This is a genomic window from Janthinobacterium darwini (assembly GCF_051380905.1).
Classification (GTDB): Bacteria; Pseudomonadota; Gammaproteobacteria; order Burkholderiales; family Burkholderiaceae_D; genus Janthinobacterium.
The window spans coordinates 2,258,111-2,285,028 of sequence record NZ_JBNYXX010000001.1; the positions used below are offsets into that span (position 1 = coordinate 2,258,111).

Annotated in this window: 20 protein-coding genes; 11 read left to right on the forward strand and 9 right to left on the reverse strand. The window is 67.0% G+C overall.

The window, feature by feature from the left end; translation table 11 throughout:
• The first annotated feature begins 39 nt into the window (after positions 1-39).
• The 5 genes from ACQ4WZ_RS10395 to ACQ4WZ_RS10415 are packed head-to-tail and all read left to right on the forward strand — an operon-like array spanning position 40 to position 6,453.
• Positions 40-1,221 (forward strand): efflux RND transporter periplasmic adaptor subunit, encoded by a 1,182-nt coding sequence (locus tag ACQ4WZ_RS10395; protein ID WP_436573338.1) that lies wholly within the window; start codon positions 40-42, stop codon positions 1,219-1,221.
• Positions 1,221-4,325, forward strand: coding sequence for an efflux RND transporter permease subunit (locus ACQ4WZ_RS10400; RefSeq protein WP_436573339.1), 3,105 nt, complete (start codon positions 1,221-1,223; stop codon positions 4,323-4,325). The genes ACQ4WZ_RS10395 and ACQ4WZ_RS10400 overlap by 1 nt, the downstream gene beginning before the upstream one ends.
• Positions 4,312-4,638, forward strand: a complete 327-nt coding sequence (locus tag ACQ4WZ_RS10405; RefSeq protein ID WP_101481066.1) for a DUF3240 family protein — start codon at positions 4,312-4,314, stop codon at positions 4,636-4,638. Before ACQ4WZ_RS10400 ends, ACQ4WZ_RS10405 begins: the two co-directional genes overlap by 14 nt.
• Positions 4,635-5,861 (forward strand): TolC family protein, encoded by a 1,227-nt coding sequence (locus tag ACQ4WZ_RS10410; protein ID WP_436573340.1) that lies wholly within the window; start codon positions 4,635-4,637, stop codon positions 5,859-5,861. The genes ACQ4WZ_RS10405 and ACQ4WZ_RS10410 overlap by 4 nt, the downstream gene beginning before the upstream one ends.
• 49 nt (positions 5,862-5,910) lie before the next feature.
• On the forward strand, positions 5,911-6,453 hold the full coding sequence (locus ACQ4WZ_RS10415; RefSeq protein ID WP_436573341.1) for a cytochrome b: 543 nt from the start codon (positions 5,911-5,913) through the stop codon (positions 6,451-6,453).
• 157 nt (positions 6,454-6,610) lie between these two features.
• On the opposite strand, the gene ACQ4WZ_RS10420 is transcribed toward ACQ4WZ_RS10415, so the two are convergent.
• Positions 6,611-7,597, reverse strand: coding sequence for a magnesium and cobalt transport protein CorA (locus tag ACQ4WZ_RS10420; protein WP_133991873.1), 987 nt, complete (start codon positions 7,595-7,597; stop codon positions 6,611-6,613).
• 186 nt (positions 7,598-7,783) lie between these two features.
• Here ACQ4WZ_RS10420 and ACQ4WZ_RS10425 point away from each other — a divergent pair, with 186 nt between their 5' ends.
• The 3 genes from ACQ4WZ_RS10425 to ACQ4WZ_RS10435 all read left to right on the forward strand — a co-directional run bounded on the left by ACQ4WZ_RS10425 (position 7,784) and on the right by ACQ4WZ_RS10435 (position 11,749).
• Positions 7,784-8,296: a sigma-70 family RNA polymerase sigma factor gene (locus tag ACQ4WZ_RS10425; RefSeq protein WP_133991876.1), complete on the forward strand. Its 513-nt coding sequence runs from the start codon at positions 7,784-7,786 to the stop codon at positions 8,294-8,296.
• A 1-nt stretch (position 8,297) separates the two neighbouring features.
• Positions 8,298-9,266, forward strand: coding sequence for a FecR domain-containing protein (locus tag ACQ4WZ_RS10430; RefSeq protein ID WP_436573342.1), 969 nt, complete (start codon positions 8,298-8,300; stop codon positions 9,264-9,266).
• A gap of 62 nt (positions 9,267-9,328) precedes the next feature.
• The gene (locus ACQ4WZ_RS10435; RefSeq protein ID WP_436573343.1) at positions 9,329-11,749 is read left to right on the forward strand and encodes a TonB-dependent siderophore receptor; all 2,421 of its coding nucleotides are present in this window, start codon (positions 9,329-9,331) and stop codon (positions 11,747-11,749) included.
• A gap of 474 nt (positions 11,750-12,223) precedes the next feature.
• Here ACQ4WZ_RS10435 and ACQ4WZ_RS10440 read toward each other — a convergent pair whose 3' ends face one another.
• The 6 genes from ACQ4WZ_RS10440 to paoA form a co-directional block, all read right to left on the reverse strand.
• Positions 12,224-14,740, reverse strand: a complete 2,517-nt coding sequence (locus ACQ4WZ_RS10440; protein WP_436573344.1) for an ATP-binding protein — start codon at positions 14,738-14,740, stop codon at positions 12,224-12,226.
• A gap of 10 nt (positions 14,741-14,750) precedes the next feature.
• Entirely contained in the window at positions 14,751-15,776 is a 1,026-nt protein-coding gene (locus ACQ4WZ_RS10445) for an ABC transporter substrate-binding protein (RefSeq protein WP_436573345.1), read from the reverse strand.
• A complete protein-coding gene (locus ACQ4WZ_RS10450; protein ID WP_436573346.1) occupies positions 15,773-17,410 on the reverse strand; it encodes a response regulator in 1,638 nt (545 codons plus the stop codon). The genes ACQ4WZ_RS10445 and ACQ4WZ_RS10450 overlap by 4 nt, the downstream gene beginning before the upstream one ends.
• A 122-nt stretch (positions 17,411-17,532) precedes the next feature.
• Complete coding sequence (gene paoC / locus ACQ4WZ_RS10455; protein WP_436573347.1) at positions 17,533-19,731, reverse strand: aldehyde oxidoreductase molybdenum-binding subunit PaoC; 2,199 nt, start codon at positions 19,729-19,731, stop codon at positions 17,533-17,535.
• Positions 19,732-19,735: 4 nt separating this feature from the next.
• Complete coding sequence (locus tag ACQ4WZ_RS10460; RefSeq protein ID WP_436573348.1) at positions 19,736-20,695, reverse strand: FAD binding domain-containing protein; 960 nt, start codon at positions 20,693-20,695, stop codon at positions 19,736-19,738.
• Positions 20,692-21,348 carry an aldehyde dehydrogenase iron-sulfur subunit PaoA gene (paoA, locus tag ACQ4WZ_RS10465; RefSeq protein ID WP_436573349.1) on the reverse strand — a complete coding sequence of 219 codons (657 nt, stop codon included), beginning with the start codon at positions 21,346-21,348 and terminating at the stop codon, positions 20,692-20,694. Before paoA ends, ACQ4WZ_RS10460 begins: the two co-directional genes overlap by 4 nt.
• A gap of 451 nt (positions 21,349-21,799) precedes the next feature.
• Between paoA and ACQ4WZ_RS10470 the strand changes: the two genes are divergently transcribed.
• Genes ACQ4WZ_RS10470 through ACQ4WZ_RS10480 form a run of 3 tightly spaced genes read left to right on the forward strand, consistent with a single transcriptional unit; the run spans position 21,800 to position 24,659 of the window.
• Positions 21,800-22,816, forward strand: a complete 1,017-nt coding sequence (locus ACQ4WZ_RS10470) for a M14 family zinc carboxypeptidase (protein ID WP_133991900.1) — start codon at positions 21,800-21,802, stop codon at positions 22,814-22,816.
• Positions 22,813-23,616: an alpha/beta fold hydrolase gene (locus ACQ4WZ_RS10475; protein WP_436573350.1), complete on the forward strand. Its 804-nt coding sequence runs from the start codon at positions 22,813-22,815 to the stop codon at positions 23,614-23,616. Before ACQ4WZ_RS10470 ends, ACQ4WZ_RS10475 begins: the two co-directional genes overlap by 4 nt.
• Complete coding sequence (locus tag ACQ4WZ_RS10480) at positions 23,607-24,659, forward strand: serine hydrolase domain-containing protein (protein ID WP_436573351.1); 1,053 nt, start codon at positions 23,607-23,609, stop codon at positions 24,657-24,659. The genes ACQ4WZ_RS10475 and ACQ4WZ_RS10480 overlap by 10 nt, the downstream gene beginning before the upstream one ends.
• Before the next feature lie 154 nt (positions 24,660-24,813).
• Here ACQ4WZ_RS10480 and ACQ4WZ_RS10485 read toward each other — a convergent pair whose 3' ends face one another.
• Together ACQ4WZ_RS10485 and ACQ4WZ_RS10490 are read right to left on the reverse strand one after the other, a co-directional pair.
• Entirely contained in the window at positions 24,814-25,953 is a 1,140-nt protein-coding gene (locus ACQ4WZ_RS10485) for a YbfB/YjiJ family MFS transporter (protein ID WP_436573352.1), read from the reverse strand.
• Entirely contained in the window at positions 25,950-26,825 is an 876-nt protein-coding gene (locus ACQ4WZ_RS10490; protein WP_436573878.1) for a LysR substrate-binding domain-containing protein, read from the reverse strand. Before ACQ4WZ_RS10490 ends, ACQ4WZ_RS10485 begins: the two co-directional genes overlap by 4 nt.
• Positions 26,826-26,918 lie beyond the last annotated feature (93 nt).

Sequence of the window (26,918 nt, forward strand, 5' to 3'; positions counted from 1 at the left end):
GGCGACTATCCGTCCATCATCCACTTCCGGCTGCCTCCCATGCCCGCTTCTCCCCATCTTAACCGCTGCCAGCCTTGCTGGACAATACTGGCCCTGTTCGGCTGGCCGCTGCTATCGGCGGCCGCGCCACAGCAACTTCTGCTGAATCCGCAACAAATCAGCCGTGCCGGCATCGCCACCACGCCGGCGGTCGCCACGCTGGCCGGCGAAGGGACGCCGGCGGGCAACGACCTGGTCCTGTCGGGCACCGTGGTGGCGCCGCCCAGCTCGGGCGCCGTGGCCAGCGCCGTGCAGGACGGCGTGGTACAGCAGGTGCACGTGACGCCGCTGCAACAGGTGCGCGCCGGCATGCCGCTGCTGACCCTGTACAGCCAGGGCTGGCTGGAGTGGCAGCGCGCCTACCTGGAAAAGGCCAGTGCGGCGCGGCTGGCGCATGCCAGGCTGGCGCGCGACGAAGGACTGTACGGCGACGGCATCATCGCCCGTGCCCGTCTTGATGAAAGCCGCGATGCGGCGCAGCTGGCCACGCTGGCGGCCAGCGAACGCGAACAGGCGCTGCGCAGCGCCGGCCTCGATGGCGTGGCGCTGCGGCGCCTGCGCGAACAACGCACGCTGTCGCCCCTGCTGACGGTGCGCGCCAGCCGCGCCGGCAGCGTGCTGGCATTGCCTGTCGAGGAGGGGCAGCATGTCGAAGCGGGCGCGCTGCTGGCCCGCATGGCCGCCAGCGGCCCCCTGTGGGTGCAGCTGCAGGCGAGCCGTGTGCAACTGCCGCTGCTGCACGTGGGCGACCTGCTGCAGGTGGACGGCTGCGCAAGGCTGCGCGTGACGGCCATCTCTCCCGTCGTCGACGGCGCCACGCAAAGCGCGCAGCTGCGCGCACAGCAAGTGGGCCAGGATCCGTGCCTGAAGGTGAACGCCTTTGTCGAAGCGCGCCTGCTGCGCCCGGCGCAACGGGCGGGCGCGGTGGGCGGCGTGGCCGTACCGGCCGTGGCGCTGGTGCGCGGCATGGGCGAGGCGCGGCAAGACTATGTCTTTGTCGCCAACGCCAGAGGCTTCCTGGTCACCCCCGTGCAAGCCACGCCGGCCGGTGGCGGCATGGCCTGGGTGCGCGGCGCACTGGCCGCAGGCGACGCGGTGGCCGTAAGCGGCCTGGCGGCCCTCAAGGGCAGCTGGAGCGGCCTGGGACAAACTGCGGACGCGCCCGCCCAAGGAGGCAAGTGATGCTGGCCCGGCTGATCGCCCTGTCGCTGTCGCAGCGCCTGCTGGTACTGGTACTGGCCGCGCTGATGGCGGCGGCCGGCGTGCAAGCCTTCCGCGCGCTCCCCATCGACGCCTTTCCCGATGTCGCCGGCACCCAGGTCAAGCTGATCCTGAAAGCGCCCGGCATGACGCCGGAAGAAGTCGAGGCGCGCATCGTCGCCCCCATCGAGCAGGAACTGCTGGGCATACCGCGCCAGGCCGTGCTGCGCTCGCAGTCCAAGTATGCGATCGCCGACATCACACTGGACTTCCAGGAAGGCACGGACGTCTTCTGGGCGCGCCAGCAGGTGAGCGAGCGGCTGGCCGGCGTGCTGAAGGACTTGCCTGCCTCCGTCAGCGGCGGCCTGGCGCCCATCACCACGCCGCTGGGTGAAATCTTCATGTTCACCATCGAGGGGCCTTTGAGCCTGATGGAAAAACGCACCTTGCTCGAATGGACCATCCGTCCCCAGCTGCGCAACATCGCCGGCGTAGCCGACGTCAATTCGCTTGGCGGCATGGTGCGCAGCTTCGAAGTGGTGCCCGACCTGGCCGCCCTGGCCGCGCGCGGCCTGTCGCTGGCCCAGCTGCAGCAGGCACTGGAAGCGAACAACCGCAGCGATGGCGCGGGCCGCCTGGGCAGCGGCGAAGAGGCGCTGCTAATCCGCAGCGACGCGGGCATCCGCACGCTCGCTGACGTGCGCGCCATCGGCATCACGCGGCGCGGCGACATGGCGGTGAACGTGGGCCAGGTGGCCACGGTGCGCATCGGCCAGCTGACGCGCTACGGCGCCGTCACGCAGGATGGGCGCGGCGAAGCCGTGCAGGCGCTGGTGCTGGCCATGCGCGGCTCGAATGCACAGCAAGTGGTGCAGCAAGTGCGCGCCCGCCTCGATGCGCTGGGCCCCAGCCTGCCCAAAGGCACCCGCATCAGCACCTTCTACGACCGCGGCAAGCTGGTGGAGCGGGCCGTGGCCAGCGTCACGGGCGCCCTGGCCGAAGCCACCGTGCTGGTGATCGTGCTGCTGACTGTTTTTCTAGGCAACTTGCGCTCGGCGCTGGTGGTCGCCTGCATCCTGCCGCTGGCGGCGCTGGGCACCTTCCTGCTCATGCAGGCATATGGCCTGAGCGCCAACCTGATGTCGCTGGGCGGCCTGGCCATCGCCATCGGCATGCTGGTCGATGCGGCCGTCGTGGTGGTGGAAAACATCGAGGCCCATGGCGCCCATGCCCAGCCGGGCGTGCCGCGCCTGCACCGCATCTACCGGGCCGTGCGCGAGGTTGCCCTGCCCGTCAGCGCCGGCATGCTGGTGATCATGATCGTCTTCCTGCCCCTGCTGACCCTGCAGGGCCTGGAAGGCAAGCTGTTCGCCCCCGTGGCGCTGACCATCCTCTTCGCGCTGGCCGCCTCGCTGCTGCTGTCGCTGACCGTCATTCCCGTGCTCGCCTCGCTGCTGCTGTCCGAACGCCACGCGGGCACGCCGCGCCTGGTGCAGAAAATGGAAGCGGCCTACCTGGCTCTGCTCGGGCGCGCCCTGCGCCGCGAGCGCCTGGTCGGCGGCGTGGCCGTGGCGGCGCTGCTGCTGGCCGCCGGCGTCTTCCTGCACGTGGGCAAATCGTTCATGCCCACGCTGGACGAAGGCGACATCATCATGCAGATCGAAAAACTGCCCTCCGTGAACTTGCAGGAATCGGCGCGCCTGGACCAGGCCATCCAGCGCCGCATCCTGGAACAGGTGCCCGAGGTGCAGCGCATCGTGGCACGCCTGGGGTCGGACGAATTGGGACTCGATCCCATGGGCCTGAACGAAACGGACTCCTTCCTCGTGCTCAAGCCGCGCGCGCAATGGCGCAGCGCGGACAAGGAAGCGCTGGTCGATGCCTTGCGGGCGGCCACGGCAAGCTTTCCAGGCGTCAACATCAGCTTTACCCAGCCCATCGAAATGCGTACCTCGGAAATGCTGTCCGGCGTGCGCGGCGACGTGGCCGTCAAGATCTACGGCCCGGACAGCAAGGCGCTGGGCGCGCTGGCCGCGCGCATCGTGACGCAGCTGCAAACGCTGGCCGGCAGTGAAGATGTGCTGACGACGCAAAACTCGGGCGTGCAATACCTGCAAGTCGATATCGACCGCGTGGCGGCCGCCCGCCTGGGCCTCTCCGTGGAACAGATCCAAGGCGATTTGCGCACCCTTGTCGAAGGGCGCCAGGCGGGCATCGTCATCGAAGGCGGCAAGCGACTGCCCCTGCTGCTGCGCGGCGGCGAACAGCTGCAGCTGTCGGCCGACCTGTTCCAGCAGCTGCGCCTGCCCATGGCCGACGGCCCGGCCATCGCCTTGAGCCAGGTGGCCAGCCTGCGCACGGTCGACGGCCCCGTCAAGGTGGAACGGGAAAACGCCGCGCGCCTGGTGGTGGTGCGCGCCAATGTGCGCGGCCGCGACCTGGTCGGCTTTGTCGACGAGGCCAAGGCCCTGGTGGCGCGCCAGGTGCCGCTGCCGCCCGGCTACCACATTGCCTGGGGCGGCCAGTTCGAGAACCAGCAGCGCGCGGCAGCCCGCCTGGCGCTGGTCGTGCCTGTGGCGCTGGCACTGATCTTCCTGCTGCTGTTCTGTACCTTGCGCAGCATCCGGCAAACCCTGCTGGTGCTGGTCAACATCCCGTTCGCGCTGACGGGCGGCGTGTATGCGCTGGCCCTGACGGGCGAATACCTGTCCGTGCCCGCCTCGGTGGGCTTCATCGCGCTGATGGGCATCGCCGTGCTCAATGGCCTGGTGATGATCACCTGTTTCAACGATCTGCATGCGCGCGGCGCGGCCGTCGGCGACCTGGTCCTGCAAGGCGCCGTCCGGCGTTTTCGTCCCGTCATGATGACGGCCTGTATTACAGGCCTGGGCCTGGTGCCGCTGTTGCTGGCCACGGGGCCTGGCTCGGAAATCCAGAAGCCGCTGGCCATCGTCGTCATCGGTGGCCTGCTCAGCGCCACCGTGCTGACCCTCGTGCTGCTGCCCCTGCTGTTCCGCCGCTACGGCGTGGCGCGGCCATCTGTCCCTACCATTGCCCTGACTGGAGCCCACCATGCAGCACCCTGACCATTCCCCCTGCGACGCCATGCTGACGCTGGCCATGCCCGTAGCCCTCGAAGAGGACGTCCTCGATTTCCTGCTGCTGCACCCGGCTTGGGCGGCCGGTTTTTCCGTGCTCGATGCGCAAGGCATGGGACCGGGCGCCGCCTACCCCTCCAGCCTGGAGCAAGTACGGGGACGGGGACGGCGCAAGCTGGTCCTGATCGCCGGCGCCGATACCAACTTGCGCCTGCTCGTGCAGGCGCTGGCGGCACAGTTGCCCAAGCCCGACATCGCCTACTGGATCAGCCCCGTGCTGTGCCACGGGAGGCTGGCATGAAGGCGCGCGCCCTGGCGTTGCTGTTCCTCGCGGCGGGAGCACAGGCGGCGCCTGGCAACCCTTCCGCGCTGCCGCCCGAAGCCGAGGTGCGGCGCGTGCTGGCCAGCCTGCCTGCGCTGCGCCAGGGGATGCAAAACACCGCACTGGCCGGCGCGGAACGGGACAAACTGGCCGCCGGCCCCTATGAATGGACGGTGCGTGCCGGCGCCAGCCGGCGCACCGCCCCCGGCGCGGAACGCTACCTGGAGCAGGAAGTGGCGCTGGAACGGCCCCTGCGCTGGTTCGGCAAGGCCAGCCTGGACCAGGCGCTGGGCGAGCAAGGGCTGACTGTGGCGCGCGCGCTGCATGGCGACGCCTGGCACGAAGCGGGACGCACCCTGCTGCGCGACTGGTTCGACGCGCTGCGCGACCTGGCCGGCGTAGCGCGGCTGGAAGAGCAGCTGGCCGTGACGCAGCGCTTGCAATCGATTGCCGCGCGCCGCGTGCAGGCCGGCGACGGCGCCGCGCTCGACTTGCTGCAGGCCGACACGGAGCAGCGGCGCGTGCTGGCCCTGCTGCAACAGGCGCGCCAGCGCAGCGAACAGACGCTCACGCTGCTGGCCATCAGCTACCCCGGCTTGCCGCGTCCACTGGCCGACTCGCTGCCACTGCCGCAAGCCGGCAGCGAAGCCGTAGACGGCTTGACCGAGCGCATCGTGCACGACAACCACGAACTGCAGCTGGCCCAGGCGGAAGCGGACCTGTACGCCATGCGCGCCAGCCGGTTGGCCAGCGACGCCATGCCCGACCCGACGCTGGCACTGCGGGCCGCGCGCGAGCGCGACGGCCAGGAGCGGGTATTCGGCGTCAGCCTGTCGTTTCCCCTGCCCGGCGCCGGACGTGCAGCGGACAGGTCGGCGGCGGCCATCAAGGCTTCGATGGCGCGCGAACGGGTGGCGCAGACACAGCTGCGCGTCGCTTTGGCGGCCCGGCGTGCCGCCAGCGACAGCGTGCATAGCCACGCAATATGGACTACATTGCAAGAGGTACAACAACAAACCATCCGCCAGGCCGAACTGATGCAGCGCGCCTACCAGGCGGGCGAATGCACGCTGGCCGAAGCGCTGGCCGGCAGGCGGCAGGCGCTCGACGCGGCGCTGACGGCGCAGACGGCCCAGATCGAGGCGCTGGCGGCCCAGGCGCGCCTGCAGCTCGACGCGCACGCCATCTGGTCCATCGACTGATGCGGCGCTTACACGATTCATCCATGCGACTCACCGAAAAGGAAACACCATGAACACCGAGAAATGGACGACGCAAGACTGGCGCTATGCAGCTCCGGCACGCCTGCTGCACTGGCTGATGGCGGTACTGATCCCCGTTATGCTGGCCTTGGGCTGGTATATGATGGAGGTCGAAGACGATCCCGGCAGCGAGGTGTACTTCAATCTGCATAAATCGCTGGGCCTGCTGCTATTGCTGCTGCTCGCCGCGCGCGCCGCCTGGCGCCTGGGCCACAGGCCGGCAAGCCTGCCGCCGTCGGTGGCGCCGTTGCAGGCGCGCCTGTCGCGCCTGGGCCACGGCCTGCTGTATGCGGGCATGCTGCTGGTGCCTGCCGCTGGCCTGGCGGGGGCGCTGCTGAGCAAGAGTAGCGTAGCCTTCTTCGGTTTGGCGCTGCCGCGCTGGTTTGCGCCCAACCATGCGCTGGCCGAACAGTGGTTCGGCCTGCATGAACTGGGCGCTTGGACCCTGGCCGGTCTGATCGTGCTGCATGTACTGGCGGGCGTCAAACATCTGCTGCTGGACAAGGACGGCGTCTTCCAGCGCATGCTGTAGCGCGCACCGCCCTTCAGCCTGTCTTCATGCGGCGCTTAGCCGTTCTTCATGCACGGCGCCGATGTTCCCCCCCCCCCCACACCTGGGGTAGCACATGAGCAGAAGCGGCTGCGTCGATCCAGGAAGCGGCGCGGTGGCCTAAGAATCGGCCTGCTGCCTACAGCCAGCCCTCGCGCTTCAGGCGACGGTGCAGCCAGTAACAGCCGGCGATAATGACAACGATCACGGCCGGATAGCTGCCGCGCCACTTCAGCTCCGGCATGAATTCGAAGTTCATGCCGTACAGGCTGAAGACCATGGTGGGTACGGCCAGGATGGCGGCCCAGGCGGCCAGGCGTTTGACCACCTCGTTCTGGCGGATCGAAATTTGCCCCAGCGCCACCTGCATGGCCGAATTGACCAGTTCGCGCATCTGTCCCGCCGTGTGCGTGACCCGTTTGACGTGATCGAGAATGTCGCGGTAATAGATGCGGTTTTCCTTGGGCACGATATCGCCATGGAAACGGATCAGCTGAGTGCAAATGTCATGCAGGGGATTGACGGCCGCGTCCAGCTTCAGCAGCTCCGTCTTGAGCTGGTAGAAATCCTGCAGCTTGTCTTCGGAGAGACTGGGCTTGAACAGTTGCAGCTCATAGTGCTGGAAGCGGGACTGCAAATGGTCGATGCAGGGCTGGTACTGGTCGACGATGAAGTCGATGATGGAATACAGCACGTAGCCGGGGCCGCTCGCCAGTTTCTCGGGCACGCTTTCCTTGCGCTCACGCAACTTCGCATAGCCGGCCGAGGCGCCGTGGCGCACCGTGATGATGAAGCGGGGGCCGAGAAAGACGTGGGTTTCGCCGTAAACGATGGCGTCGCCGTCGAGGGTGGCCGTGTGCATCACCATGAACAGGGTGTCGCCGTATTCTTCCAGCTTGGGCCGCTCGTGCGCGCCCTGCGCATCCTCGACCGCCAGTTCATGCAAGCCGAAGGCCGATTGCAACGCCTGCATGGCCGTGACGTCGGGGCTGGCCATGCCGATCCAGACGAAACAATCGGAGTCGCCGAGGAAGTCGCCCACCTTGTCGATGTCGAAATGGGCGATTTTCTTGCCATCGCGATAGGCTTCGCAATTGACGACGGCGGCGTGGGTACTCAGGTCCATGGTGATTTTCTAAGAATGGCGGCAATATCGGGGGGCCAGTATAGCGGAAAGACCGTGATTGCCCTGCCAACGGAGCTTGCCGCATTGACATTCAGGCGCGCCAATGTAAAATGAGAACCATTCGCATTTAAGAAGGGCCTGCATGCGCCAGCGGCACGGGACTTCCGCGCCAACCTGGAGTGTGCCGTGACGTATGCCGTATCGCCTGCCGCCGATTCTTTAGCTCATCTGTATGTCCAGCACCACCCCTGGCTGCTGCGCTGGCTGCGCGGAAAATTGTCTTGCACGGATCACGCGGCCGACCTGGCGCAGGATACCTTCGTCAAGCTGCTGGCCACGCCCGGCGAACGCGCCGTCACCCTGCGCGAGCCGCGCGCCTACCTGACTACCGTGGCGCGCCGCCTGCTGATCGACCATTACCGTCGCCAGTCGCTGGAGCAGGCATGGCTGGCCACCCTGGCGCAGCTGCCCGCCCCCGTCACGCCGTCGGCGGAAGACCGCTTGCTGATCCTGGAAACCCTGCACCAGATCGACGCCATGCTCGACGGCCTGGGTGCGAAAGTGCGCACGGCCTTCCTGCTGTCGCAGCTGGAAGGCATGGCGTATGCGGACATCGCCGCGCGCCTGAGCGTCAGCGAGCGCACCGTCAAGCGCTACATGGTGCAGGCGTTCGAACGATGCATCCTGCTGCTGGCCTGACATGAGCGCAGCCATCGATGCGCGCGCCGCGCGCGAAGCGGCGCACTGGATGATGCGCCTGCAAGGCGGCGAACTGGACGCTGCCGCGCAACAGGGGCTGGCCCGCTGGCGCGCCGCTCACGCCGACCATGAAACGGCGTGGCAGCGGGCCGAGCAAGTGTGCCGCACCTTTGGCATGCTGCCCCCGCCGCTGGCCATGCCGTTGTCCAGGCAAGTGCTGGACCGCCCGGCCCGCGCCCAGCGCCGCGCCATCCTGAGAACCCTGGCCGTGCTGATCGTCGCCGGGCCAGCCGGCTGGGCCTTGCTGCGCGTGGCGCCATGGCAGGCATGGACGGCCGACCTGCACACGGCCACGGGAGAAATCCGCCATGTCCCCCTGGCCGATGGCAGCGCGCTGAGCCTGAATACGGCCAGTACCGCCGACATCGTCTTCGGCGCGTCCCTGCGCCTGGTCCACCTGCGTGCCGGCGAAATCCACGTGGCGACCAGCCCCGATCCCCTGCGGCGGCCCTTCCTCGTGCGCACCAGCAATGGCAGCATCCGCGCCATCGGCACGCGCTTCACGGTGCGCCATGAGGACCGCCTGCTGGGCGCGCATACCCACGTGGCCGTGTCACAGGGCGCCGTCGAAGTGCGGCCTGCCGATGGAAGGCCCGTCATCGTGCAGGCGGGCTGGCAAGCCAGTTTCGATGGAATGGCCGCCAGCGCGCCACGGCCGCTGGCACCGCATGCGGCCGCCTGGCTCAATGGCCTGCTGTACGCGGACGACACGCCGCTGGCCGACGTGCTGACGCAGCTGGCCCGCTACCGCCCCGGCGTGGTGCGCTGCGATCCGGTCGTGGCGCGGTTGCGCGTGTCGGGCGTGTACCAGTTGCGCGACACGGACGCCCTGCTGGCCCTGTTGCAGGCGTCGCTGCCCATCCGCGTACGGCGCCACAGCCGTTGGTGGATTTCTGTCGAGTCCGCATAAAGTTTTTGGAAAAGTATGTCCCTTTCGCGCATGTACCCCGTCAATCCACACAGGACCAACACATGAACGAAGGGAAACACCTGATGAAGCACCCCCGCCACACTACCATGACCCTGGCCCTGCTGGGCAGCCTGGCCTTGGTCGCGCCCGCATTCGCCCAGCAGCAACCGCAGCAGGCGCCCGCGCGCCTCTACCAGGTGGCGCCCGGCCCCCTCGGCACGGCCCTGTCCGCGTTTGCGGCCGACGCCGGCGTCAGCATTTCCGGCGCCGCCAGCCTGTATGCGGGCTTGCACAGCCGCGGTTTGAACGGCAACTACCAGGTGGCTGACGGTTTCGCCCGCCTGCTCGATGGCAGCGGCCTCATTGCCGTCGACCAGGGCGGCGGCCACTACGCCGTGCGCAGGCTGCCCTCGATAGCCGACGCGGCCACCCTGCCCGGCATCGCCGTGCGCGCCACGGCCGAACGCAGCACCAGCACGGAAGGCACGGGTTCGTACACGACGCCGGCCACGGCCAGCGCCACGGGACTGGTGCTGTCCTTGCGCGAGACACCGCAATCGGTCAGCGTCATCACGCGCCAGCGCATGGACGACCAGGACTTGCTGACAGTGCGCGACGTGCTGCGCAACACGCCCGGCATCGCCGTCAACCAGTTCGACACGGAACGCAGCACCTTTTCCGCGCGCGGCTTCGACGTCGACAATTTCCAGTACGACGGCGTGCCCACCACTTACAAGGTGCAGTATTCTGGCGGCGAGTCGGAAATGGACTCGCTGATCTACGACCGCGTGGAAGTGACGCGGGGCGCCACGGGCTTGCTGACGGGCGCCGGCTACCCGTCGGCCTCGATCAACCTGGTGCGCAAGCGCGCCAGCGCCAGGCAATTCGAAGGGCAATGGTCGCTGGCGGCCGGCTCGTGGAGCGATTACCGGGGCACGCTCGACCTGGCCACGCCGCTGAACGGGGACGGCTCCGTGCGCGGCCGGGTGGCGGGCGCTTGGCAGGACCGCAAATCGTTTACCGATGGCTATTCGAACCAGCGCCAGCTCGCCTACGCGACCGTCGAGGCGGACCTGGCTCCCGGCAGCGTGGCCATGGTGGGCGCCAGCTACCAGAAGAACGATCCGAAAGGCAGCAACTGGGGCGGCTTCCCCCTGTGGTACAGCGACGGCTCGCGCACCGATTTCGACCGTTCCGTCACGACGGCGCCCCGCTGGGCCGCCTGGGCCACGGAACAGACGAATGTGCACGCCACCCTGGAACACGCGCTGGGCCAGGGCTGGAAGGCGCAGGCGCAAGCCATGTACAGCAAGCACACGGAAGACACGCCGCTGGTGTTCCTGGCCGAGCGGCCGGACCGCATCACGGGCCTGGGCATGCTCGGCTACCCGAACCGCTACATCGGCGCGCGCGACCAGAGCAGCGCCGACGTGAAGCTGTCCGGCCCGCTTACCCTGGGCGGACGCCAGCATGAAGTCATCGTCGGCGCCAATTACACGCTGCAGCACGCCGAGTTCAGCGTCAAGGAAGCGCTCGACCCTGAACCGATCGGCAATTTCCTCGCCTGGGATGGCAGCTACCCGCAGCCGGCCTGGGGCGAACCCGTGCTGTCGGAAAAATATACCACCAAGCAATATGGCGCATATGGCGCCGCGCGCCTGAATCTGGCCGAGAACACCAAGCTGATCCTCGGTGGACGCTTGAGCCGCTGGGACAAGGAGCGCATCGGCTTTGACGGCAGCGCCCGCTTTGCCTTCGCCAAGAACAAGTTTGTTCCCTACGCGGGCGTGGTGGTGGACCTCAACGACACGTATTCGCTGTATGCCAGCTACACGGACATCTTCCGCCCTCAGGAAAACCAGGACCGCACGGGTGCCTGGCTGGACCCGCTGACAGGGCAAAGCATGGAAGTGGGCTTGAAGGGAGAACTGGCGGAGGGCAGGGCCAACGGTTCCATCGGCATCTTTGAAATCAAGCAGGACAAGCTGGCCCAGCCGGACGGCGCGCACCGCGTCCCCGGCACCACCACGCAAGCGTATTATGCGGCGCGGGGTGCCACCAGCTGCGGCATCGAGGGGGAATTGTCGGGCCGCGTGGCGCCGGGCTGGAATGTGACGGCCAGCGCCAGCCACTTCCGGGCCAGGGACCGCGAGCAGCAGGACATCAACACCCTGTCGCCCCGCTCGACGGCGCGATTGTTTACCACCTGGAAAGTCAAGCCCGGCCTCACCGTGGGCGGCGGCGTCAACTGGCAAAGCAAGTTCTACTTTGACGACGAAGGGCCGAACGGCAAGGAGCGCGTGACGCAGGAGGCCTACAGCACGGTGAGCCTGATGGCCACGTACCAGCTGTCGCGCCAGTTGACGGCCCAGCTGAACGTGGAAAACGTGCTGGATAAAAAATACATCAACATCAATACCTATGCGCAAGGCACGTATGGCGCGCCGCGCAGCGTGCGGGGAACCTTGACGTACCGGTTCTGAACCCCGGCACCGGAGCAGGCCAGGCGCGACGGCTCCGGTTTTTTACATTGCTAGAGAGCGATAGCGGTGGCGATGCCACCGCGCCATCGCGCATCGCGGCCATCAGCAGCGGTACATCGGACGGCAAGTGGAAGTGTGCAACGGGCTCGCAGGCCCTGGGACAGATCGCCGACGGCGCCGGCGATACCTTGCAGATATCTGGCCTCGCCCACTACCCGTATCTTGGGCATCGGCACACACGCTAATCTTAACCAGGGCATCATCACGGGTCCCGGTGCCGCGCATGATGGCAGCGCCGGCATCTATAGCACGCAAGATGCGCCAGTTGGACGGGGCCGGGAATTCCGCCTGAATGCCCGCATCAATCCCGCACATTTGAATATGACCGAAACGACTTGCACGGGAGCATAGTACGCCCCTCCCCGGCCGGCAACGCGGCAAGGCGCCGACGGCCTTGCTCCTCCCTGCATGGCATTACCCCATCGACATGACCGCGTTCAGCGCGCGCCGCAACTCCTTCAGCCGGGGCGGCTTGCCCAGCACGCAGTTGACGTGTTCGGGGAAATCGCTGTCGGCAGCCAGGCGCTGGCCCCAGCCCGTGAGCATGATGATGGGCGTGTCCGGCGAGCACTGGCGCACCGCGCTGGCCACCTTGCGCCCGTCCACGTGGGGCATGCCCAGGTCCGTGATGACCACCGCAAAGTGTTCGTGCCGGTCGCGCGCGGCCAGGAAGCAGTCGATGCCGGCCTGCCCCCCATCGGCGGACACCACTTCGTGGCCATCGATTTCCAGGATGTCGCGCAGGGACTTGAGCACCATCGGATCATCGTCCACCACGAGGATGCGCAGGCGCGGCGGCACGGCGTGGAACGTGTCGGGCGCTTCCTCCCCCTCGCCTGCCGCGCAGGCGGGAAAAGCCAGGCGCACCGCCGTGCCCTGCCCCGGCGCCGTGAGGATGTCGATGCTGGCGCCATGGCGCTCCATCATGCCGTACACCATGGCCAGGCCCAGGCCCGTTCCCCGCTCGCCCTTGGTGGTGAAAAACGGTTCCAGGCAGCGGCGGCGCGTATTCTCGTCCATGCCGATGCCTGTATCGCCCACCTCGATCTGCACCTGGCGCGCCGCCTGGCCGGGCACGCCGATGCAGCTGGTGCGCACAGTCAGGGTGCCGCCGTCTGGCATGGCGTCGACGGCGTTGAAGACCAGGTTGGTCAGCGCTTCGCGCAGTTCGCCCACGCTGCCGGGCAGCATGGGCAGCTCGTCCGCCAGCTCCGTGCGCAGGGCGATGACGATGCCGCGCTGCTGCGGCATGTCGCTCCAGCGCGCGCGCGTCAGGTCGAGCACCTGCTGCACCACCAGGTTGGCATTGATGGGCGACAGCGCCAGTTGCGGTTCGCGCTGGCGGTAGAATTCGCGCATGCGCGCCACCGTGGCGGCCACGTCGTCGATGGCGCGCTCGATCACTTCCAGGCAATGCCGGCCCTGTGGACTGAGGCTGGTTTCCGTCTCCAGCAGCGATTCCGTGTACAGGGCAACGGGGGAAATGGCGTTATTGATGTCGTGCGCGATGCCGCTGGCCATCTGCCCCAGCGCGCGCAGGCGTTCCTGCTGCATCACCGATTGCTGCGTCTGGCGCAAATCATCATACGCGCGCTGCAGTGCGCCGTAGAGCTGAGCCTGGTTGGCGGCCAGCGCCACGTGCTCGCTCAGCTGGCTGAGGAACTCGCATTCACCGCTGGTGAAGCTGTGCGCAGTGCGGCGCGCCACGATCAGGATACCGAAAACCGTGTTTTCGGCCAGCAGCGGCGCCATGACGAGGGCGCGCAAGCCCCCTTGCGCCAGCCGCTGTGGAAACGGAAACGCTACCTCGGCGATATCGGCTTCATACACGAGCTTGCCGCGCACGCAGCTCGACAGGCCATTCTCGTCGATGGGAATGTGCGCCTGTTCGCCCATCATGAAGGCGTGCGCCAGCGCTTCGCTGCGCACGCCCACGCACGTTACCTGTAGCGCGTGCTGGGACGGCTCGTACAGGCAGATGCAGCTGAAATCGATGGGCAGCTGGTCTTCCAGGCTGCGCACCACCACCTGGAAGATGCTGCGCAAGTCCTGCCGCTCGCCGATAGAGCGCGTGATCTGCTGCAGCAGGTTCAGGCGCTCGAGCTGCTCATGCACCTTGCGCTCGGCCAGCTGGCGCTCGGCGATCTGCGTTTCCAGGGCGGCATTCGTGTGCGCCAGCTCGTCGCGCGAGACGGTGGTGCGGCGCAGCTTTTCCGTCATGCCGTCGAAGGCGCGCGCCAGGTCGCCGATTTCATTTTTGGTGTGCACGCCCAGCGCAAAATCGAGCTTGCCTGCGCCGACGATCAAGGTCCCCTGGCGCAGCTTTTCCAGCGGTCCCGTGACGCTGGTCATGGTGAAGTAAATCAGGCCGGCCACCAGGGCGATGATCACGCCGCCAAACAACATCACGGCGACATTGGCCCGCTGCTGCGCATCGAGCACGCCTTGCCGGCTCAATTCGGACAGCCGCATCGCATCCGAGATCATGCCCTGCACCTTGCCCATGATCTGGCCGGACAGGCGCGACTCCAGTTCGCCCAGCACCTCGCGCCGCAGCGGGTCCTGCCCCAGCTCGCGGTGATTCGCCACAAACAGCTCGAACAGAGCGCCCACGCCGGCCAGGTCGGTCTGCAATTCGCGCAGCAGCGCGCGCTCCTCGCCGGTGCTGAAGGCGGGCGTAGCCAGCAAGCCCGTGGACAGCGATTCGCTGCGCAGCTGCCACTGGGCGCGCGTGCGCGCGCCATGGTGCAGCGCATATTCGATCGACAGGTAGCGCAGCGACGTGACGGCTTGCAGGATATCGCCCGCAGCCTTGTTCTTCGCCAGTTCGCGCTGCATCGCCATGGTGGTGGAGAACAGCATGGCGACGATGATGGCCACGAGCACCACGCAAAACAGTTCTGCCAGCTTGAAGCGCGTTACGATTTTCACGGTGGCTTTCTCAATGAATGACCGTCACGGCCGATGGTGCCACGGCTTCCAGGCCGTCCAGGTAGACGGCATCGAGGAAGTTCGGCATCTCGCCGCGTTCGGCCAGCCGGTTCTTGATGGCCCAGCGCGCCTCGTCTTCCAGCGCCAGCAGCAAGCCCTGGTCGAGCACGATGCCGAACTGATAACCGTGCCAGGCCGCTTGCAGGCGCGCCGCCTCGCTGGCCGACGCCGTGGTAAACAGGGCGCGCGCGGCGTCGGGTTCGTCGCGGCAAAAGCGCGCCCCGGCAAGCAGCGCGCGCAGCACCTTGCGCATCGTCGCCGGGTGACTGCGCACATAATCGCCCGTGCCGGCCACGTTGAACAGGCCCGCATACACGTCCTCGCCATAGAAGATGGCCGCGTTGCCCGCGATAGCATGCGTCATGCCCGTCAGGAACGGTTCCCAGCCGGCCGCCGCGTCGACATCGCCCCGGGCCAGCGCACCGGCCAGCTGGTCCGGCGTGTAGTTGCGCAAGGTGACTTCAGCGGGCAACAGTTTCTGGCGGTTCAAAAAGGCGTCCAGCGTGAAATGGCCGGAGGTGCCCAGGGTGACCCCGATGCGCTTGCCTTTCAGGCTGGCGGGCGTGGACACGCCGCGGTCCAGGCGCCCCACGATGCCGTGGTCGCGCTCGGCCTCGAAAATGCTGGCGATGATGACGACGGACTGGTTCTTCAGGCTGGCCAGCACCACGGGGATGTCGGAAACGGTGCCCAGGTCGGCCCTGCCCCCCAACACGGCTTCCATCGACGCCTTGCCCGAGGAATACGGTTGCAGCAGCGCGTCGATGCCTTCACGCGCAAAATAGCCCTGTGCGCGCGCGGCCAGCACGGGGCAGCTGCCCACGTATTCCGCATTCACGGCCACGCGCAACACTTCCACGGGGCCGGGCGGCGGGCCAGGACGGGCATTGAGCAGCCAGACGGCTGCAGCGGCCAGCGCCAGCAGGACTGCGGCCGCCAGCCAGATCGCCCGCCGCACCGGGGCCTCGCCAGTCATGCGCTGCGCTGCGCCGTGGCCGATTCCAGCGCACTGTTGATGGCCTCGGAAAACGCCACCACGTCGATCGGCTTGGTGAGATAGCGGTAGAAGCCCGCCGCCAGCCCCTGGCGTACATCGCCCGGCCCGGCCATGGCCGTCAGGGCGATGACGGGGATATGCGCGGTGCGGGCATCGGCGCGCAGCAGCTGCATGACTTGCGTGCCGCTGATGTCGGGCAGGTCGCTGTCCATCAGTATCAGTTGCGGCAGGTGGCGGCGCGCCAGCTCCAGGCCCGTCTGGCCGTCGCCGGCCGACAGCAGGTCAAGATCGGGGCGAAAATGGATCAGGCCCGCCACCAGGGCCAGATTCAGGGGATTGTCTTCCACATACAGCAGCGTCTTGCGGTCCGGCAGCCGTATCGTTTCTGCGGGTCGGGCAATGGCGGACAGGCGTGGGCTTTCCTGCAGCGGCTGGCGCGCCGGGCAACTGGCGATATCGAGCCAGAAGGTGGTGCCGCGTCCGGGCGTGCTGTCCACGCCCAGCCTGGCCTGCATGGCTTCGGCCAGGCGCTTGCTGACCACCAGCCCCAGGCCCGTGCCCTCTTCGTCGCGCGCATCGCGTCCCAGGCGGTTGTAGGGCTGGAACAGCGCCTCCAGCTGCGCGCTACTCATGCCACCGCCCGTGTCGCGCACGGAAAGGCGCAGTTGCCGCGCATCGACGGGCTGGCAATCAACGTGGATCTCGCCCTGTTCACGGTTGTACTTGACGGCGTTCGACAGCAGGTTGAGCAGCACCTGCTTGAGGCGCGTGCGGTCGGCCAGCACATGCATGCCGCCCGCATCGACGAACGTCAAGGTGATGCCGCGCTTGTGCGCCAGCGGTTCCATCATTTGCCAGCATTCATGGTAGATGCCGGCCAGTTCCACGGCTTCCATCGCCAGCGACATATTGCCCGACTCGATCCTGCCGATATCGAGGATATCGTTGATCAGGGTCAGCAAATGCCGGCCCGCGCCGAAAATGTGCGAGGCAAAGGTTTTCTTTTCCTGCGCCGTCGAGGGGATGGAATCGGACATCAGCATCTGCGAAAAGCCCAGGATGGCGTTGAGCGGCGTGCGCAGCTCGTGGCTCATGCTGGACAGGAAATTGGTCTTTTCCTGGTTCGCCCGCTCGGCCACTTCGCGGGCCAGCTGCAAATCCTTGTTCATGGCGTTGAGTTCGGCCGTGTGCTGGCGCAGCAGCAATTCCAGGCGCGCATTGGCGATGCGCAGCTGGCGCGTTTCCAGCGCCCGCGCCAGTATCAGCAGGATGCCCGATACCTTGAACGGCTTGACCACATAATCGAGCGCGCCCGCCTTCATGGCCTGCACGGCCGAGGCAATCGTGCCTTCGCCCGTCATAATGACGCAAGCCAGGTCCGGGTCGATCAGGCGCGCCGCTTCCACCACGGCGATGCCGTTCATGCCCGGCATCATCAGGTCGACCAGCAGCAGATCGAACGATTCGACGGCTAGCAGGGACAGCGCCGCCTCGCCCGAAGCCAGCCCCGTCGTGTCATACGCCTGCCCCCGCAAGGTATCGCACAGCGCGTACACATGCGCCAGCTCGTCATCGACGATGAGGATACGTGGCGGCATTGATGAGCTATTCATGCATTCTCCTGGCGGCATGACCTTGCGGACCGGGAACTTGCCCCGCAGCATGCGTTCCGAGCATAGCACTTGAAAATTACCAAAAATACACGCTTTGTCACGCGCATGGCGGCGTAACGGTGCTAGGTGACCTCGGGTAGCCCACGCAGCAGCTTGTCCAGGGTCAGCGGATAGTGGCGCACCCTCACCCCCGTGGCGTTATGCACGGCATTCGCGATGGCCGCCGCCACGCCGCAGATGCCCAGCTCGCCCACGCCCTTGGCTTTCATGGGCGAGGATATGGGGTCTGTTTCGTCCAGGAAAATGACGTCCTGGTGCGGGATATCGGCGTGCACGGGCACTTCGTAGCCGGCCAAGTCGTGGTTGACGAAAAAGCCGCGGCGCCGGTCGACCACCAGTTCTTCCATCAGGGCCGCACCCACGCCCATGGTCATGGCGCCGATCACCTGGCTGCGCGCCGCTTTCGGATTCAGGATGCGGCCGGCCGCGCAGACGGCCAGCATGCGGCGCACGCGCACTTCGCCCGTGTCGCTGTCCACGCCCACTTCCACGAAATGGGCGCCAAACGTGGATTGCTGGAATTTTTTGTCGAGGTCGCCGTATTCCATGTGGTCTTCCGCCACCACATCGCCATGGAAGGCAGCGGCAGCGAGCGGCACGCTGCGCTCGCCCTGACTTACTTGCCCATCGGAAAAGCGCGCTTGATTTTCGTCAAAGCCCAGCTTGCCTGCGATGGCCTGGCGCAAGCGCACGCAAGCCGCATACACGCCCGCCGTGGAACTATTGCCGCCCCATTGCCCGCCCGAACCGGCCGAGACGGGAAAATCCGAGTCGCCCAGGCGCACGACGACGCGGTTCAGGGTCACGCCCAGCATTTCCGCCGTTGTCTGGGCAATGATCGTGTAGCTGCCCGTGCCGATGTCCGTCATGTCCGTTTCCACCGTGATCATGCCCTTGCCGTCCAGGCGCACCCGGGCGGCGGACCGCATGACGAGATTATTGCGGAAGGCGGCCGCCACGCCCATGCCCACCAGCCAGCGGCCGTCGCGCCGCTTGCCGGGCTGTGCTTGCCGCTCCTTCCAGCCAAATTCCACGGCGCCCGTGCGCAGGCAATCGATCAGGCGGCGCTGGGAAAACGGGCGGCCCGGTTTTTCCGGGTCCACTTTCGTGTCGTTCAGGATGCGCAAGACGATGGGGTCCATGTTCAGCTTTTCCGCCATCTCGTCCATGGCGATTTCCAGCGCCATCAAGCCCGGCGCCTCGCCCGGCGCGCGCATGGAGTTACCTTCCGGCAAGTCGAGTACGGCCAGGCGCATGGCCGTCATGCGGTTTGGTCCCGCGTACAGCAGCCGCGTCTGCATCACGGCCGTTTCCGGCTGCCCGCCTTTGAGATCGCCCGACCACGATTCGTGGCCGATGGCCGTGATCTTGCCGTCGCGCGTGGCGCCGATGCGCAGGCGCTGGATGGTGGCGGGCCGGTGCGTGGTGTTGTTGAACATCAAGGGCCGCGTCAGGGCCACCTTTACGGGACGCTGTGCCGCGCGCGCGCCCAGGGCCGCCAGCAGCGCTTCGGCGCGCAAGAACAGCTTGCCGCCGAAACCGCCGCCGATATAGGGCGAGACGATGCGCACCTGGTCTTTTGCAATGCCAAGGGTGCGGGCCAGGTCGCCCCTGCTCCAGTCCACCATCTGGTTCGCCGTCCAGAGCGTCAGCTTGCCCCCCTCCCAGGCGGCAATCGAGGCGTGCGGCTCCATCATGGCATGTGACTGGTCAGGCGTCGTGTAGCTGGCGTCCAGGCGTACGGGGGCATGGGCAAAGGCGCCGGCGAAATTGCCAGCCTTGCTGTCGGGCTTGCCGTCCTTCGGCTTGGCCGCCGTGTTCTTCGCCTTGGCCAAGTCGAACGCGCCCGGCTGCTCGATATACTTTACGTCGAGTAACTGCGCGGCCGACCGTGCTTGTTCGAAGGTTTCCGCCACCACCAGCGCGATGGCCTGGTGATAATGCTCAATCTCCGGGCCGCCCAGCAGATGCGCCGTGTTCATCTTGCCTTTGCCCAGTTTTCCTGCGGATTCCGCCGTCACCACGGCCAGCACCCCCGGTGCGCGCCGCGCGGCGCTGGTGTTGATGGAGGCGATGCGCCCCTTGGCGATGGCCGCGCCGACGACATGGCCGTAGGCGGCATGCGGCGCCGCGGCGTGCTGTTCATACGCGTACGGCGCCGTGCCCGTGGTTTTCAGGGGGCCGTCGATGCGGTCCGTGGGGCGGCCCACGACTTTCAGCTGGTCGATGGGGTTGGTAGTGGCGGGTGTCGTGAATTTCATGGACTTAGCCTTTCATTACTGGTGTTTCCCTCAACACGGCTGCCACGGTACGCTGCGCCAGGATGAGCTTGTAGGCATTGTCGGCAGTCGGTTTGGCGCCGGCCAGCAGGCGTTCGTTCACGGCGGCGGCGCCAGCGGGCATCGCCTGCTCCGCGCCGGCAACCCGCCACGGCTGCGGCGCGACGCCGCCCAGAGCCAGCCTGCCCGTGCCATCGGGCAAGATAATCGCCGCCACGGACACCAGCGCGAACGCGTAAGAAGCGCGGTCGCGCACCTTGCGATAGACGTGCGTGCCGCCGACGGGCGGGGGCAAGGTCACGCTGGTGATCAGTTCGCCCGGCTGCAGCAGCGTTTCCAGCTGCGGCGTGGTGCCCGGCAAGCGGTAAAAATCGGCAATCGGGATGGTGCGCACGGCACCGTCGGCCCGCACGGTATCGATGCCGGCGTCGAGTACGCGCATGGCCACGGCCATGTCGCTGGGATGCGTGGCGATGCAGGTATCGCTGCCGCCCAGGATGGCCAGCGGCCGGCTGACCCCCCCGATGGCCGAGCAGCCGCTGCCCGGCACGCGCTTGTTGCAGGCCTGGTTGGTGTCATAAAAATACGGGCAGCGCGTGCGCTGCAGCAGGTTGCCCGCCGTCGTCGCCTTGTTGCGCAATTGTGCCGAAGCACCGGCCAGCAAGGCGCGCGACAATACGCCGTAATCGCGCCGCACCGTGGCGTGGGCGGCCAGCGCCGTGTTGCGTACCAGGGCGCCGATGCGCAAGCCGCCGTCCGCAGTCGTTTCAATGCGATCGAGCGCGAGGCCATTGACATCGATCAAATGCGTAGGCGTTTCGATCTCCAGCTTCATCAAATCGAGCAGATTCGTGCCGCCGGCTATAAAGCGGGCACCCGGCGTGTGCAAGGCGGCGGCCGCCGCTTCGGCCGGCGTGGCAGCCTTCTGGTAGCTGAACACTCTCATGCCGGCCTCCCCGCCACCTCGGAAATCGCCTCGATGATGTTGGAATAGGCGCCGCAGCGGCAGAGATTGCCGCTCATGCGTTCGCGCAACTCTTCCGGCGTCGCCTGCGGGGCAGCGTTCAAGTCCACGCTGACGTGGCTGGGGATGCCCTGGCGGATTTCTCCCAGTGCGGCGACGGCAGAGCAGATTTGCCCCGGTGTGCAATAGCCACATTGATAGCCATCATGCGCAATGAAGGCGGCCTGCATCGGGTGCAGCTTGTCGGGCGTGCCCAGTCCCTCGATGGTGGTGATGCGGGCGCCCTCGTGCATCACGGCCAGGCTCAGGCAGGCGTTGATGCGCTGGCCGTCCAGCATGACGGTGCAGGCGCCGCACTGGCCGTGGTCGCAGCCCTTTTTGGTTCCCGTCAGATACAGGTGTTCGCGCAAGGCGTCGAGCAAGGTGGTGCGCGTGTCGAGTTCCAGGCTATGGCGCTGGCCGTTGATATCCAGATTGACCTTCATCAGGACGGGCGGCGCCTGGCCGGCTTGGGCCGCAGCATGGGCAGCTTCAGCGGCCCCGGCCACGCCGGGCACAGCCACGGCCGTGGCCGACAGCGCGCCGGCGATCAGCAAGCCGCGCCGGCCGGCATTGATGTGATTACACTCTGTCATCTCGCGCTTCCTCCTGGCTGTTTACTGGCTGGGTGGGCGCATGCAGGCCCGAAGTGCCAGTCTGGCGGCAGGAATGTGACGCGTCTGTACGCGAACGAACGTTCAGCCTCAGGCTGCGCAGGGTCGTGCCGGCGCCGCCCAGCGCCGCATGGCCCGTGCGGGCCCTACCGCAATCAGGAAGCCCGGCAGCACCAGATATCCCCCAGCGCCAGCACATGGACGGATGCCGACCTGCCTGTTATATTGCTATCGCGTCGCTATTGCGTGAGGGTGGAACGGCGTGGAAATGGGGTAGTGCCGAGTAATAATTCTTGTGTCAGCTGCAATAGCCTACACAGCAAACATGACGGCTTCGTGACATGCTTGCCACCAATAAATTTCGCCATGCGGGACGTCTGGCGCAGCAACTATTTCGGCTACACTGGCTGTTACTTTCCCTTTCTGACGCCTGATGATCGAAAAGAATCTGCCCGAGCTGGTCATGCTGAAGCGTCTCATTGACGAAGGTGGCAGCCACCTGGAAGTGGCCGCGCCCTGCAGCATCGCCATGGATGGGCGCGACTTTCCCGTGTACTCCATCGCCTTGGGCAATCCCGGCCCCGACGTGCCCGTGCTGGGCTTTTTTGGCGGCATCCACGGCCTCGAACGCATCGGCACGCAAGTGCTTTTGTCCTTCCTCGAAAGCCTGATCGCGCGCCTGCGCTGGGATGCCACCCTGCACCAGCAGCTGGAAACCATGCGCCTCGTGTTCATGCCGCTGGTCAACCCGGGCGGCATGTGGCAAGCCACGCGCTGCAATCCGCGCGGCGTGGACCTGATGCGCAACGCACCGCTGAGCGCGCGCGAAAAAGTGCCGTTCATGCTGGGTGGACAGCGCTACAGCGCCCGACTGCCCTGGTACCGGGGCGCAGCCGATGCGCCCATGGAGCAGGAAAGCCAGGCCGTGTGCGACCTGGTCGAGCGCGAGCTGCTGTCGCGCCAGTTCAGCATCGCCCTCGATTGCCATTCCGGCTTCGGCTTGCGCGACCGCATCTGGTTTCCCCATGCGCATACCAAGGTGCCGATAGAGCACCTGGCCGAGATCGGCGCCCTGGAAGAACTGTTCAGCCAAAGCTACCCCAACCACAACTATGTGTTCGAGCCGCAAAGCCGGCAATACCGCACGCATGGCGACCTGTGGGACTATCTGTACCTGAACGGCACCAGCTACAGCGGGCGCGTGTTCCTGCCGCTGACCCTGGAAATGGGCTCGTGGCTGTGGGTCAAGAAAAACCCGCGCCAGCTGTTCAACCGGGTCAGCATCTTCAACCCCACGGCCGCGCACCGCCTGCAGCGGGTGTTGCGGCGGCACCTGGTGTGGTTCGATTTCCTCATGCGCGCCGCCAGCAGCCACGGCCGCTGGATGCCGGAAGGCTTGCTGCGCAAGGCGCAGCGCCGGCGCGCCCTGGCGCAATGGTATGAGTCATGACGCAGCCCACATGGATTTTATTGCGCGGCCTGATGCGCGAACAACGCCACTGGGGTGACTTCCCCGCCACCCTGGCGCGCGCCCTGCCCGGCGCCAGCATTGTCACGCCCGACTTGCCCGGCAATGGCAGGCGCCACGCGCAGGACAGCGCCACCCGTGTGGCAGATATGGTGGCAGCTTGCCGCCAGGACCTGTCGGCGCGGGGCATCGCTGCACCGTACCACTTGCTGGCCCTGTCGCTGGGCGGCATGGTGGCCGTCGAATGGGCTAGCCGCTACCCGCAGGAAATCGCCCGCTGCGTGCTGCTCAACACCAGCATGCGACCGTTCAATCCGTTTTACCGGCGCCTGCGCTGGCAAAACTACGGCGCCCTGCTGCGCCAACTGCTGCTGGGCGACCAACGCAGCCAGGAAGCGCTGATCTTGCGCCTGACCAGCCGCCGGCATGCACAGGGCAACGCCGCCCTGCTGGCCGACTGGTGTGCATATCAGCAAGAATATCCCGTCAGCCGCCGCAACGCGCTGCGCCAGCTACTGTCGGCCGCCCGCTACCGCGCCCCCCTCATCCGCCCCGCCATGCCCGTGCTGGTGATGGCCGGCGCGCAAGACCGGCTGGTCGACCACCGCTGCTCGCAGCGCCTGGCGCGCGCCTGGCAGGCCGACTGCCTGATCCACCGCGACGCCGGGCACGACTTGCCGCTGGATGAGGGGGAATGGGTGGCGCAATCGGTGGCGCGCTGGCTGGGGGTGGACGCGGCAGTGCATGACAAGACAATCACGACACAATCAATATGCCAATAGCAAACCTGACAGACCATACAGAACAGCTGACAGCGCTGGTGCAAGCCGGCGTCCAGGAACAGATTTTCCCGGGCGCGGCCTGGGCCATGGGCACCAGCGACCACGGCGTGGCGGGCGCGGCCGGGCGACTCACGCCCGAGCCCGGCAGTGCAGCGATGCAGGTCGACACCTTGTTCGACATCGCTTCGCTGACCAAGATCATCAGCGTCTGGTCGCTGACGGGCTGGCTGCTGCGCAAAAATCGCCTGCGCCTGGACAGCTGCCTGGCCGACGTGCTGCCCGGCACGCAGGGCCATGCGCTGGCGCCCGTCACGATTTTCCAGCTGCTTACCCATACCGCTGGCTTGCCGTTGCGCGCCCGCCTGCGCGCCAGCTATGGCGAGGTGTACGACGATATCGTGCGTGGCGTACTGCGCGAGCCGCTGGAAGGCACGCCGGGACTAGCCGTGGAATACACGGACCGCGCGGCCCTGATCCTCGGCCTGGTCATCGAGCGGCTGCTGGGTCTGCCCCTGGACCAGGCCCTGGCCGAGCATGTCCTGCGGCCGCTGGGCATGGCTGCCACGGGCTTCGGCCCGCTGGCAGCTGCGCATGGCAAGCAGGTCGCGCCGACTGAATATTGCGAGCAGGCGGGCGCACACCTTTCTGGCGTCACGCATGATTTCTCCACCCGCCTGCTGGGGGGCGTGTGCGGCATCTCCGGGCTGTTTTCGAACGTACCCGACCTGCAGCGCTTCCTGCAGGCGATGCTGGCGCAGGAGCTGCAGGGCGAGGTGCTGGACGCCAACTGGGTGCGCGCTTCGCTGACGGTGCAGACCGGTTCGCTGACTCCGTCGCGCGGCCTGTTCTGGCATCCGGCGGCAGGCACCGGGCCGGAAGACGACGTCTGGTGCCACCTGGGCTTCACCGGCACGGCCATGTGGATCAGCCCCAGGCGCGGCCGCTATGCGGTGCTGCTGACGAACAAGCTGTATTACACGCGCGATTTCACCAGGATCAACGCGCTGCGGAGCGACGTCATGCGCTGCGCGTTCGGTCTCTAAGTTTTACAACGCCTAACAAAACCGTAGCGAGCGGAAGGAAGGCTCGGCGCCCCCGTTGACTCGAGAAGCGCAACTGTACGAAGTACGGGGCCGCCGAGGCAGTGAGCATCGCAGGCCGCAAATTACGACGCGCAGCAGGTGTTGATAGGCGTTCTTACAGGCGCAAGCTCACGGCGATGGCCAGCAGCAGCGCGCCGGCCGCCGCCAATAGTGCACTATTAAAACTGTGCGACTGCGCATACAGGCTGGCCGCCAGCACGGGGCCGATGATCTGGCCGATGCCATACACCACCGTCATGATGGCCATCATGTTGGTGCCAAACTTGCCCACCTTGCCGGCGGCCCGCTGCGCGGCGGGCATGGCGATGGTCACCGTGCCGACAAACGTGCCGCCGACGAGGATGGCGCTGAGCAGATAAGCGGCGGCCGAAGGCGCCAGCACGGGCAAGGCCACGCCCAGCGCCTGCAGCAGCAAGTTCAGCCTGAGTGACTGGCGCGTGCCCAGACGCTCGTGCAGCCGGTGCCACAGGAAACACGACGGCGCCGCGCCCAGGCCGAACACGGCCCACACATGGGCGGAATTGAGTCCAGGCAAGGCCACGCCCACCAGCACGGGCAGATACGTGGCCGTGACGATGTAACCGAGCCCCGCCAGTCCGTAGATCAGCACCAGCGGCCACGGCGCCACGGGCGCCAAGGTCGATGCAGCGGCATGCGGCGGCGCATCCAGCGTCGGCTGGCCACTGGCGGCGATGGCGGGCGCAGCCGCCAGCCCCAGCAGCACGGTGACGCCGGCCAGCAGCAGCCACATGCCGGCGCTGTGCCAGCCCAGGTGCGATGCCAGCACCAGCAATTCGGCCGACACGGCGATGCCAGCGCCCACGCCCGCGTACAGCAGCGGCGCACCACGACCATGCCGGCGCTGTTCCAGCAGCCACAGCGAGGCGGCGACCATGGCCAGGGCGCTGAAGACGCCCGCCACGCCCCGCACCGTCACGATGAGCCAGACCGGCATAGTCAAGGCCAGCACGCCAAGGCATAGCGCCGTACCGGCCACCGACCACAGGCATAGCCGGTGCGCGCTGTGGGCCCGCGCGCGCATGGCCAGGATGGCGCCCAGCAAGTAACCGGCATAGTTGGCCGAAGCGGCCAAGCTGCCGTCGCGCAAGGTCAGCACGCCTTCCGCCACCATGTGCGGGTAGATGGCCGTGAAGGCGAAGCGGCCGAAGCCCATGCCGATGGCGAGGATGGCCGCTGCGGCGATGGCTGCACGCAGCCTGGCCGGCGCGCTCACGGCGCCACCTCGCCCAGCTGCGCCAGCAAGTGTTGAAAGGCGGGCACGTCGAATCCGGCGCGCCACACCAGCAAGGTGTCGGCTTGTCCAGCGGAAAGCGTCACCAAGGCGGCCGGCGCCTCGGACAGCGCCAGCACGCTGGCCGGCAGCAGGGTCACGCAGGCGCCGGCCGCCACGCAAGCGATCATGGTGTGATACGAACTCATTTCCTGCACCCGCCACTGCGTGCTGCCGGCCACGCACAGCAACTCTTCGGCGATGCCGCGGTAGGTGCAACCCTGCGGAAACGCCGCCAGCGAGCGCGTGCGCACGTCCGCGGCGCGGCGCGCCTGCGCTTCGCTGGCCGGCAGCAGCAAACACAGTTCCTCGCGCCACACGGCTGTCGCGGCCAGGCCCAGCTCCGCCAAGGCGGCGGCGCCGCCGAAGGATGGCGGCAAGGCGACAAAAGCACAGTCGAGCAAACCTGTGCGCACCTGCTCGATCAGGGGGCGCGACGGCCCCGTGCTCAGCGCCAGCCGCGTCGCCGGATAGCGGGCGTGATATGCGGCCAGCAGCGCCGGCAGACGGCTGGCCGCCGTGCTTTCCATGCTGCCGACGCGCAAGGTGCCGCCCTCGCGCCCGCCCGTGACGACATGCCTGGCCTCTTCCGCCAGCGCCAGCAGACGCTGCGCATACTCGAGAAAGCGCTCGCCGGCCGCCGTCAGGGCCATGCGCTTGTTCGTGCGCACGAACAGTTCGGCGCCTATATCGGCTTCCAGCTGCTGGATGCGCGTGGTGACGCTGGACGGCGCGCGGCCCAGCCTGGCTGCGGCCTGGGTGACGCTCAGTTCACTGGCCACGGCACAAAAAATCGTCAATGACTCCATGTCCATCATGTTCTCTCATTCGAAATGATTATGCTATTATATTCTCAAAATACGAATACGAATATGCGTACGACACAGCATCCTCAACTTCCTGAAGGA

Coding starts and splice junctions, on each gene's coding strand:
- ACQ4WZ_RS10395 (WP_436573338.1), top strand. CDS start 40: ATGCCCGCTTCTCCCCATCTTAACCGCTGCCAGCCTTGCTGGACAATA.
- ACQ4WZ_RS10400 (WP_436573339.1), top strand. CDS start 1,221: ATGCTGGCCCGGCTGATCGCCCTGTCGCTGTCGCAGCGCCTGCTGGTA.
- ACQ4WZ_RS10405 (WP_101481066.1), top strand. CDS start 4,312: ATGCAGCACCCTGACCATTCCCCCTGCGACGCCATGCTGACGCTGGCC.
- ACQ4WZ_RS10410 (WP_436573340.1), top strand. CDS start 4,635: ATGAAGGCGCGCGCCCTGGCGTTGCTGTTCCTCGCGGCGGGAGCACAG.
- ACQ4WZ_RS10415 (WP_436573341.1), top strand. CDS start 5,911: ATGAACACCGAGAAATGGACGACGCAAGACTGGCGCTATGCAGCTCCG.
- ACQ4WZ_RS10420 (WP_133991873.1), bottom strand. CDS start 7,597: ATGGACCTGAGTACCCACGCCGCCGTCGTCAATTGCGAAGCCTATCGC.
- ACQ4WZ_RS10430 (WP_436573342.1), top strand. CDS start 8,298: ATGAGCGCAGCCATCGATGCGCGCGCCGCGCGCGAAGCGGCGCACTGG.
- ACQ4WZ_RS10435 (WP_436573343.1), top strand. CDS start 9,329: ATGAACGAAGGGAAACACCTGATGAAGCACCCCCGCCACACTACCATG.
- ACQ4WZ_RS10445 (WP_436573345.1), bottom strand. CDS start 15,776: ATGACTGGCGAGGCCCCGGTGCGGCGGGCGATCTGGCTGGCGGCCGCA.
- ACQ4WZ_RS10450 (WP_436573346.1), bottom strand. CDS start 17,410: ATGAATAGCTCATCAATGCCGCCACGTATCCTCATCGTCGATGACGAG.
- paoC (WP_436573347.1), bottom strand. CDS start 19,731: ATGAAATTCACGACACCCGCCACTACCAACCCCATCGACCAGCTGAAA.
- ACQ4WZ_RS10460 (WP_436573348.1), bottom strand. CDS start 20,695: ATGAGAGTGTTCAGCTACCAGAAGGCTGCCACGCCGGCCGAAGCGGCG.
- paoA (WP_436573349.1), bottom strand. CDS start 21,348: ATGACAGAGTGTAATCACATCAATGCCGGCCGGCGCGGCTTGCTGATC.
- ACQ4WZ_RS10470 (WP_133991900.1), top strand. CDS start 21,800: ATGATCGAAAAGAATCTGCCCGAGCTGGTCATGCTGAAGCGTCTCATT.
- ACQ4WZ_RS10475 (WP_436573350.1), top strand. CDS start 22,813: ATGACGCAGCCCACATGGATTTTATTGCGCGGCCTGATGCGCGAACAA.
- ACQ4WZ_RS10480 (WP_436573351.1), top strand. CDS start 23,607: ATGCCAATAGCAAACCTGACAGACCATACAGAACAGCTGACAGCGCTG.
- ACQ4WZ_RS10490 (WP_436573878.1), bottom strand. CDS start 26,825: ATGGACATGGAGTCATTGACGATTTTTTGTGCCGTGGCCAGTGAACTG.